10 protein-coding genes are annotated in these 9,151 nt (G+C 68.1%); 4 read left to right on the top strand and 6 right to left on the bottom strand.

The annotated features are described in order from the left end of the window. Positions 1-208: 208 nt before the first annotated feature. The 4 genes from HLK59_RS52195 to HLK59_RS45310 all read left to right on the top strand — a co-directional run bounded on the left by HLK59_RS52195 (position 209) and on the right by HLK59_RS45310 (position 3,759). Entirely contained in the window at positions 209-340 is a 132-nt protein-coding gene (locus HLK59_RS52195) for a hypothetical protein (protein WP_277349582.1), read from the top strand. A 97-nt stretch (positions 341-437) separates the two neighbouring features. Then, a complete protein-coding gene (locus HLK59_RS45320) occupies positions 438-2,282 on the top strand; it encodes an ABC transporter ATP-binding protein (protein WP_240983021.1) in 1,845 nt (614 codons plus the stop codon). A 117-nt stretch (positions 2,283-2,399) separates the two neighbouring features. Continuing rightward, a complete protein-coding gene (locus tag HLK59_RS45315) occupies positions 2,400-3,344 on the top strand; it encodes an EamA family transporter (protein ID WP_171147517.1) in 945 nt (314 codons plus the stop codon). 70 nt (positions 3,345-3,414) lie between these two features. Further along, complete coding sequence (locus HLK59_RS45310; RefSeq protein ID WP_171147516.1) at positions 3,415-3,759, top strand: hypothetical protein; 345 nt, start codon at positions 3,415-3,417, stop codon at positions 3,757-3,759. 31 nt (positions 3,760-3,790) lie between these two features. Here the strand turns inward: HLK59_RS45310 and HLK59_RS45305 are convergent, their stop codons facing one another. The 6 genes from HLK59_RS45305 to HLK59_RS45280 form a co-directional block, all read right to left on the bottom strand. After that, entirely contained in the window at positions 3,791-4,306 is a 516-nt protein-coding gene (locus HLK59_RS45305; protein ID WP_171147515.1) for a hypothetical protein, read from the bottom strand. A 70-nt stretch (positions 4,307-4,376) separates the two neighbouring features. Then, positions 4,377-6,212 carry a protein kinase gene (locus tag HLK59_RS45300; protein WP_346779970.1) on the bottom strand — a complete coding sequence of 612 codons (1,836 nt, stop codon included), beginning with the start codon at positions 6,210-6,212 and terminating at the stop codon, positions 4,377-4,379. 33 nt (positions 6,213-6,245) lie between these two features. Next, positions 6,246-6,524: a DUF397 domain-containing protein gene (locus tag HLK59_RS45295; protein WP_171147513.1), complete on the bottom strand. Its 279-nt coding sequence runs from the start codon at positions 6,522-6,524 to the stop codon at positions 6,246-6,248. Then, positions 6,484-7,329 carry a helix-turn-helix transcriptional regulator gene (locus tag HLK59_RS45290; protein ID WP_171147512.1) on the bottom strand — a complete coding sequence of 282 codons (846 nt, stop codon included), beginning with the start codon at positions 7,327-7,329 and terminating at the stop codon, positions 6,484-6,486. The genes HLK59_RS45295 and HLK59_RS45290 overlap by 41 nt, the downstream gene beginning before the upstream one ends. A 76-nt stretch (positions 7,330-7,405) precedes the next feature. Further along, entirely contained in the window at positions 7,406-8,752 is a 1,347-nt protein-coding gene (locus HLK59_RS45285) for a helix-turn-helix transcriptional regulator (protein ID WP_171147511.1), read from the bottom strand. After that, entirely contained in the window at positions 8,749-8,958 is a 210-nt protein-coding gene (locus HLK59_RS45280) for a hypothetical protein (RefSeq protein WP_171147510.1), read from the bottom strand. The genes HLK59_RS45285 and HLK59_RS45280 overlap by 4 nt, the downstream gene beginning before the upstream one ends. Between the last annotated feature and the right edge of the window lie 193 nt (positions 8,959-9,151).

Raw genomic sequence — 9,151 nt, 5'->3', positions numbered from 1 at the left:
GGCGGAGGCACTGGGGGAGGGGCTCGGGAAGTGAGGGGTGCCGAAGCAACTCCTAGGTATTCCAAGGTTATTCACAGCGCCCCTTTGCTTTCCCTTTCGTTGCTCTTGATTCGGGACGTGTAACTTCATCGCTGTCGGGAATTCCTCGCACCACCCGAAGTGCCACGCGAAGCATCATCTGAACGGCAATGAACCAATAGGAGTTGGCATGAGCTTCAAGAAGCTTGCCCCGCTGCCCCCCAAGCCCAAGTCGAAGCTTCTTCCGCCGCCGCCGAAGCCGAAGCCCAAGAAGAAGCACGAGCCGAAGCCGCTGCCCAAGCCGTTCGGCGACGAGAGCTGATTCGGTAGGAGGGAAGGGGTCGGTGGTGCACTGCCGACCCCTTTTCTTGTGAGAACCTGCGGGAAATCGGGGACTCGGACATTCGAGGCAGTAATTCATGCGTATCGCATTCCGTCGTTTCTGGCCCCTCACCAAAGGGCTTCGACACCGGCTGCTGATCGTCTGGCTGTGCACGGTCGTCGCCGCGCTCGCCGAGACCGAGGCCATCCTGCTTTTCGGCGACCTCACCGACCACGCCCTGCGGCAGGGCTCGTTGAGCGCGTTCTGGGTGCCGGCGCTGAAGTGGCTGGGCGTCGCGATCGTCGGCGCGGTCGTCGCGTACGTCGGCAACTCCCTCGCCGCGTGGGCCACCGAACGCTTCGTGATGCGGCTGCGCGAGCATGTCTTCGACCATGTGCAGAAACTCCCCCCGCACTTCTTCCAACGCCACCGCCAGGGCGACCTGCTGTCCCGGCTGACCGGCGACATCGAGGCGATCGAGACGATGGTCGTCTCGGGCCTCGTCGGCGCCGCGTCCGCCGTCTTCTCCGCCCTCTTCTACGCGGCCGCCGCCTTCTGGCTGCGCTGGGACCTCGCCGCCGCCACCTTTGTCCTCGCCCCGCTGTTCTGGCTGGCCGCGAGAAGGTTCTCCGGCTCCCTCAGGGACGTCTCCCGTGCCGGCCGGGTCGCCGACGGCGCCATCACCTCGGTCGTCGAGGAGTCCCTCGGCAACATCGTGCTCACGCAGGCCTACGACCGCCGGGACGCGGAGCGGCGCCGGCTGCACGAGGAGGCCATGGCCTGGTTCCGGGCCTCGGTGCGGTCCACCCGGCTCAACGAGGCGTACGAGCAGCTCGTCCAGGTCATCGAGACGGTGTGCGTGCTCGCCGTGATCGGCATCGGCGCCTGGGAGATCTCCACCGGCCGGATGACGCTGGGCCAGCTCCTGGCCTTCGCCGCGTTCCTCGGCTACCTCTACCCGCCCGTGCGCGGCCTGGCCCAGCTCGGCCTCACCGTCACCGCGGCCACCGCGGGCGCCGAGCGGATCGTCGAGATCCTCGACGTCCGGCCCGCCGTCACCGACCCCCGGCGCCCCACCGACGCCCGCCGCCCCGACGGCACGGTCGAGATCCGCGCCGCCTCCTTCCGCTACCCGGGCGCCGACACCCCCGCCCTGAAGAACCTGTCCTTCACCGTCCACCCCGGCGAGCTGGTGATCGTCACCGGCCCGAGCGGCGCGGGAAAGTCCACCGTCTCCAAGCTCCTGCTCCGCTTCTACGACCCGGACGCGGGAGACGTCCTCCTGGACGGCGTACCCCTGCGCGACTTCCCGCTGGCCAGACTGCGGGAGTACGTCACCCTGCTCCCGCAGGAGACCCTCGTCCTGCACGACACCGTCCGCGCCAACATCGCCTGCGGCCGGCCCGGCGCCAGCGACCACGCCATCGAGCAGGCGGCGCGGGCCGCCGACGCGCACGACTTCATCACCGCGCTGCCCGACGGTTATGACACCCGGGTCGACCCCAACTCCGCCCGGCTGTCCGGCGGCCAGCTCCAGCGCCTCGCCATCGCCCGGGCCGTGCTGCGCGACGCGCCGGTTCTGGTCCTCGACGAGCCGACGACCGGCCTGGACGCGATGGCCGCCCGCCGGGTCGTGAAGCCCCTGCGCCGCCTGATGGCGGGCCGTACGACCATCATGATCACCCACGACCTCAACCTCGCCCCCGACGCCGACCGCATCCTCGTCGTCGACCGCGGCCGCGTCGTCGAGACGGGCCGGCACGAGGAGCTGCTGGCGTGGGGCGGGGCGTACGCGCGGTTGCACGGCTCGCAGAACAACGCGGTCATGGACACGGGGGAGCTGCGGCTGCCGTTGTCGTACGACACGTACGCGTACGACACATACGACACGTACGCGTACCAGGGGCGCCCTCTCTTCCGGGACGAAAGCCCCTGGGGGTGACGCGGGTCATCCGGGACAGTTGCATAAAGGGTTCACGAACCTGACTGAGTCCATTACTCTGGACTTCGCAGTGCATCACGATGAACGAACCCTGCGTCAAACCCTCTGGAAGGCACCGTGACCACCCCCAGCACCGCCGCCTCGCCTTCGGCAACCCCGGTTCCCGAGGTCTCCGTCCCCCAGGCCCCGGCAGACGCTCCGCGCCGCTGGGGTTCCCTCGGTTCCATCGGCCTGGTGCTGTCCGCGGGTATCTCGGTGCAGTTCGGCGGCGCCCTCGCGGCGAGCCTGATGCCGCGGGCCGGGGCGTCCGGTGTGGTGACCCTGCGGCTCGTGGCGGCCGCGCTGGTCCTGCTCGTCGTCTGCCGGCCCAGGCTGCGCGGGTACACGCGTGCGGACTGGGGCACGGTCGTCGTCTTCGGCATCACGATGGCCGGGATGAACGGGCTCTTCTACCAGTCCATCGACCGGATCCCGCTGGGCCCGGCGGTCGCCCTGGAGGTGCTCGGCCCCCTGGCGCTCTCCGTCGTCGCCTCCCGTCGGGCGGTCAACCTCGTCTGGGCGGCCCTCGCCCTCGCCGGTGTCTTCCTCCTCAGCGGCGGCGGCTTCGGCGGCCTCGACCCCGTCGGCGTGCTGTTCGCCCTGGGTGCCGGTGCCATGTGGGCGGCGTACATCGTCTTCAGCGCCCGTACGGGCCGCCGCTTCCCGCAGGCCGACGGGCTCGCCCTCGCCATGGTGGTCGCGGCCCTGGTCTTCCTCCCGCTGGGCATCGCCGAATCCGGCTCGAAGCTCCTCGACCCCACGACGATCGCCCTCGGCTCGGCCGTGGCGGTCCTCTCCTCGGTCCTGCCCTACACCCTCGAACTCGTCGCCCTGCGCCGCCTCCCCGCCTCCACCTTCGCGATCATGATGAGCCTGGAACCGGCCATCGCCGCGACCGCCGGCTTCCTCATCCTGAACCAGTCCCTGACCGTCATGGAGTCCTCGGCCATCGCCCTGGTCATCGCGGCGAGCATGGGGGCGGTGCGGACGCAGGTGGGGCGGGGGAAGGCACGGGCTTCCTAGGCCAGGCCCTCCCTGTCCGAGGAACGGGCATCGATCACGGCGGCCTCGGACCAGAGCGGAAACTGAACACATGACCACTTCCGAGCCCGAGAGCATCCTCGACGGCGGCTGGATCCACGACATGAACCTGAGGCCCCTGTGCGAAGCGGTCGCGGAGTTCGCGGGCTACGACTTCGGTGATTCGGACTGGCAGGCTGTCGAAACGGCTCTGCCCGCGACGGACGTCGAAGCGGACACCTGGTACGACTATCCGATCCCGGGTCGGCTGCCCCTCACCCTGTTCGTCGCAGCCGACCCGGACGCGTACGTGGTCTTCGTCAGAATCGCGGGCGTCACCGACGAGCGTGCCAGGGCACAGATCGAGGCGGCGCTGTTCATCTTCGCGAGTTGGGAGCTGGCCCGGCCGCCTCGCTAGGCCCCGGCCGCCTCGCTAGGCCCTGGCCGCCTCATGAAGCCGTCTGAAGGACGACTTCGCACCACACGCAGACGCATACGAGGAGCAATTCGGCCATCCCGCTGGCCCGTCGCCTGCTGCTGACCTCTGGAGTGCCGTCCGGACGGCTGCGACGTGCCTCGACGAGGTCCGCCATCACCTGCCGCCCGAGCTGCCCGGCGGGCCAGCCCGCGTAGGCGTCCAGTCGGACCGTCGGGCCGCTGCGCAGTGTGAGCTGAGGCCCCTCACCAGGTATCCACGTCATGTCGGCGATGTCGTCGAAGGGGATGTGCCACCTGGTGAAGCGGTTCCTTACCGTCAGCGCTGTCGGGCTCGCCTTGAGGTACGTACACAGACCGGAACGCCATATCCAGTAGACCCCCATCGCCGCCAGCATGTAGAAGGCGGCGCGGCGCCAGGTCTCCAAGTGCCAGACTTCACGAAGCAACTCGGCGCAGAAGGCCAGCCACATGATCAACAGGATCACCCAGAAGACCGTCTTGCCGAGCCTCCTGGATGCGATCTCCACGTGCCGATCGCCAGCCACTGCCCGCGACATACGCCCTCCCCGACTCCACGGAGCTGAGGATCCTAGCGGGTCACGTGTCAGACAGGATCTGGGCGCCTCGCAGCGTGTCCAGGATGTCCTTCATCGTCGGGCGCTCCGCAGGATGTCTTTTCATGGCCTGCCGCAGGACGGGTGCGACGCCTGGCGGGAACCAGTGCTCCTTCAGGTGGGGTGATCGGGGGATATTGGTGTGCAGGAAGTCCATCACCCTCATGAACGTGTTCGCGATGGTGCTCTCCTCGCTGCGGCCCAGGCCCGACGCGGCGACGACCGCGGTGACCGCGAACGAATACACGTCGTTCTTGGTGGTCACCAGGCCTTTGAAGCGTTCCGGCGCCATGTAGCCGACGGTGCCCTCGGGCTCATGGGCACCGGTCTTCTGCGTCAGCCCGAAGTCACCGATGACCCAGCGGTGCCCGAGCCAGAGGATGTTGGCGGGTTTCACATCGCCGTGCACCAGCCGCATCGTGTGCAGATGGTCGAGGCCGGCCGCGACGTCCTCCAGCATCCTGGCGAGTTCCGCGCCTTGGAGCGGCTGCTCGTTGACCATGTCGCGCAGTGACAACTCGGCGAGGGCCGTAGCGATGAAGCTCCAACCCGCGAGGGGGCCATGAGCCTGCACACCGGCACACCGGTACGGCAGCAGGTTCGGCGAGTCGAGCCCGGCCATGACGGTCGCCTCGCGGGTGAAGTAGATGAACCGCTTGTCGTTCTTGGGGGGTTGGAGCTTGAGGGCGACGCGGCCCAATGATCCCCCGAACGCGAACTCCTCGGCTTCCCAGACCACGTTGAGCGCACCACGGCCGATCTCCCTGAGCAACCGGTAGCGGCCGTCGATGACCACGCCGACGAGATTCAGTTCGGGGATGTCCTCATGCCGCACGACGGTGCTGCCGCCGTCGGAGCCAAGGGCCATGAAAGTGGAAGCGTTCATTGCGGGCTGCCCCGGCACGGTCGCGGATCCGAGTCGCCGCCAGAACTCGTCGGCCTTGGGCCAGAGGTTCTCCAGTAGCTCCGAGAGGAAGGCCATGGCGTTGTGACAGGCAGCGGGTTGCAGGGCCGCGTCCTGGACGGGATCCTTGTCGGCCAACCGGTCGGAGACGCCGCGTACGACGACGGCCTTGGTATCCGTCGGCCAGAACCTGGCACCGCTCAGGAACCCCAGTCCCTCCATCTCCACCGCGTGCGCGTCCTCGAAGGACGAACGCAGATAGCGGTGGAGCTCGGAGCGATTGCCGGTGTGGATCTTGTCTCCGGCGGCGAGGGGCGCGATGTGGGCTCGTGGCGCGGGCTCCCCGGCAGGGCGGGAGACGCGGTCAGCCCACGTCTCCTCGGCGGCCACGCGGAAGGCGACCTGAGTCGTGTTCCGGTCGGCCATCTCGATGGCGGGGCGGCCGAGCAGACCGTCGTTCGTCTGCTTCGCGGACTCGTATCCGTAGACCTTGGTCGCGAACACGACGTCGCCCAGCTGGACTTCGTCGCGGAGACTCCCTGCCGTGCCGACGAAGGCGATGAGTTCGGGCTTGAGTTCCTGGATCGCCTGACTCGTCTCCAGGGCGGCGCCGATGTTTCCCTGACCTATGCACGCCGCCCATACCTCCCAGAAGCCTGCCCGCACGGCGAGGGATCCCACGGAATAGGGGGCGCCGGAGGCCGACTCCGCTGTGCGGAGCTGGCTCAGCGAGGCTCTGACCGCTCGGTATTCGGACAGGGCAGCCGTGAGGATGACGATGCGCGGGGAACGGAAGCCCGCCCACAGATCCTCCTGTGGGCGTCCTCTGGCAGTGCCTCGGCCGTCCCGGAAGTTGGCAGGTGCCCGCGCTGAGGAGATCCGTTCGCCGTGGGTCAAGAAGGAACCGCCTCTCACCACCAACTGGGCCTGCCCGGAGGGAACACCGCCTCAGCCGAGCATCCCCCGGGCAGCCGCGCCGACAAAGGCGACGAAGACCTCCGGGGCGACAGAGAAGGCTCCGGCACGGGGGTTCTTGGAGTCACGGACGGCGATGTGGGGGGTGAGGTGGGCGACCTCGACACACTCGCCTCCGCTGCTTCCGCTGTACGAGGACTTACGCCAGGAGGCGGTGCCGAGTGGGGCGCATTCGATGCACTGCCCGCCGGTGTCCCCGCTGTACGAAGACTTACGCCATGTTGCGCCCGTCAGGTTCTGGTTGGTTGCCATACCGTTCCTCCATCACGCGGGCGATCAGGGCCGCCGAGTCGTCAACAGAGAGCGCGGCGGCCTGGAGATGATCGTATCGAACCGAACCCTCCTTGACGGCTGTCGGATTGGCCGTCATGTGCCCCTGCACGAAGTCCTCGGTGTAGACGATGTCGGGGTCACTGTCGAAGCGCAGAAGGTTGAACGAGCCCATCAGCCCTGTGTGTGCACCCGCTGAGAACGGCAGCACCTGGATCTCCAGCCAACGCCGCTTCTGCATCGACAGTACGTGCGCCAGCTGCTCCCGCATGACCGCTCGCCCGCCGACCTCCTGATGCAGCGCGGCCTCGCTCAACACCACCCACATCACTGGTGGCTCGTCCCGCGCCAGGATGCGCTGCCGGTCCAGACGAGCCGCTACCTTGCCGTCGAGGTTGCTTTCCTCTCGCGCGCCGAGCAACGCGCGGGCGTAGGCCTCGGTCTGAAGGAGACCATCCACCAACTGCGCCTGAAACGACGAGATGAACCCCGCCTTCGCCTCCATCTCCGCATACGGCTGGAACCAGTTCGGCAACTGACTCCGCAGCACCAGCCCCACCAGCCGCGAGAACATCCCGTCCGTCCCCAGCGCCGCGTCCACCCGCTCCGAGAACTCCCGTTGCGGCACCTTCGCCGCCGTCTCGATCTGCCCGATCAGCGACCCCGTACAGAACACGATCGACCCGAGCTGCGCCAGCGTGAGCCCCGCTTCCTCCCGCTTCCTGCGCAGCTCGAACCCGTAGTAGTCCAGCGGCGACGCGCTCGGATCAAGCTCCCTGATGTTCATGGCGAACCACCTCCCGTCACCGAGAGTAGCCATTCCTGTGCGCATGGATACGGGCTTGTGGAAAACTCGTGCGCCGTCACGGGCAGACGAAGAGCCGAGCGCCGGGCGGGATCACGACGTCCTCGATGCCGACGTAGGCGAACGGTTCGCGATCTCCGTACGAGCGGTCGCGGATGCCTAGGCGCCGCGGCTCAGGAGACGCAGGGCCGCCACGCAGGGAACACATGGTGTCCGGGTCCACGTAACTGTCCGAGAACGCTTGTTCGGTCGCCTGGTCGGCCCACTCGTTCCCCGTCTCGTTCCGGTAGATCTTCGCGCCCTTCTTGACGTACAGCACTGGCGGGCAAGGGTCGAATCGGGCCGTGGGTGGGATGAGCAGGTCCTTCTCGTCGACGTAGGCACTGGGTGAGTCGCCGTCGTACAGGACGAAGCCGTAACGCTGGGGTCCGGGAGACGAGGAGTCGGCCTCGGCGACGCACATTTGGGTCGGTGACACGACGTCGCCCGGAAAGTACCAGTCATCCGGCGAATCGGCTGGTCTGTCGCCGGCGGGCCCCTGGTGGAACGTCGCGTCCTCGGCGATGCGGACGACTACGGGGCACGGCTTCAGCCTGGCCGAGGACGGGATCGTCACATCGTCTTCGCCGACGTATACGAGGGACGGCTCGGCAGACCGGCCGTGGAGCCCGTAACGCCGGGAGCCCTCCCGGCACACACTGTCCTCGGTCAACTTCACGCCCGAATAGGCGCGTTCAGTCGCCGGGTCGGCCCGTTCACCACCAGTGCCCTGGACGTAGAGCCTCGCTTCCGGAGCGATCCGGACCACGGCGGGGCACGGTCGGAAACGCACGCGCTCTGGAATCACTAGGTCCTGTACGTCGACGTACACCAGTGGCCACTCGGTGGAACCGGACAGGAAGCCGTAGCGACGAGAGTGGGGGTCGCCGTCCGGAACGCACACGAGGTTGTAGGACTCGACCTCGCCCAAGTACTTCCGCTCGGACACCTTGTCGACCCGCGCCGCGCCCGTGGGCTTCTGGTAGACCTTCGCGTTCTTCTCCACGCGCACGACAGGAGTCCTGTAGGCGTCGTCCGGCTCCCGATCGAAGGCGCGGGACAGCCATCCGCCCCCGGACCAGGAGACGAGCCACACCAGTACAGCCGCGACGGCGGCGGCGTAGAGGGCGAGCCACCTCGGGTGGAGGGGATCCTGGCCCATCGCCCTGACGAGGCTGCGGAAGAGACTCTGGCTCGGTACGCGCGTTCCGCTCATCGCCTGGGAGACGGCGCCCTTGGTCGCGTGCGCCCGGCGTGCGATCTGGTCGGAGGTCAGACCGCTGTCCCGGGCGCCCTGGCGCAGCGACTCGGCGAACTCCCGCCGGGATTCGGGAAGGCCGTTCTTGACGGGTCTGTTGAACCTCATGACGCGTCCCCGTCGAAGCCCTCTCGGTCGCCCGGCCCGCCCTTGCCACCGCTGTCCGGAGTGCACACGTCCCGGGCGATCAGCACGATCGCCGCGGCGATACCGACCGCCCCCTGGGGCGCGCACCCGGCGGCGATCAGCAGGACGACGACCACGGTGACTAAGAGGATCAGCCCGGCAAGTTGCCGGAAGGCCGATTTGCTCACGATGACTCCTGTGCGACTTCTCCGATGACCCGATCGAGCGCACCGGGCGGTCGCCGCCGCTGGTCCAGGCACCCGAGGTCATCTTGAGGTCACGCGGAAGTGCCGTGCCAGGAATACGGGGAGGCTGTAAACATCTGGTCCGGCCGGCACCGACCCCGAGCCCGGTCACTCAGACGCCACCCACTCCCCGAAC

The sequence above is a fragment of the Streptomyces sp. S3(2020) genome, assembly GCF_013044505.1.
In the GTDB taxonomy this organism is placed as follows: Bacteria; Actinomycetota; Actinomycetes; order Streptomycetales; family Streptomycetaceae; genus Streptomyces.
The sequence above is the reverse complement of the archived record's forward strand: the minus strand, read 5'-3'. Positions and strand labels throughout refer to the sequence as shown.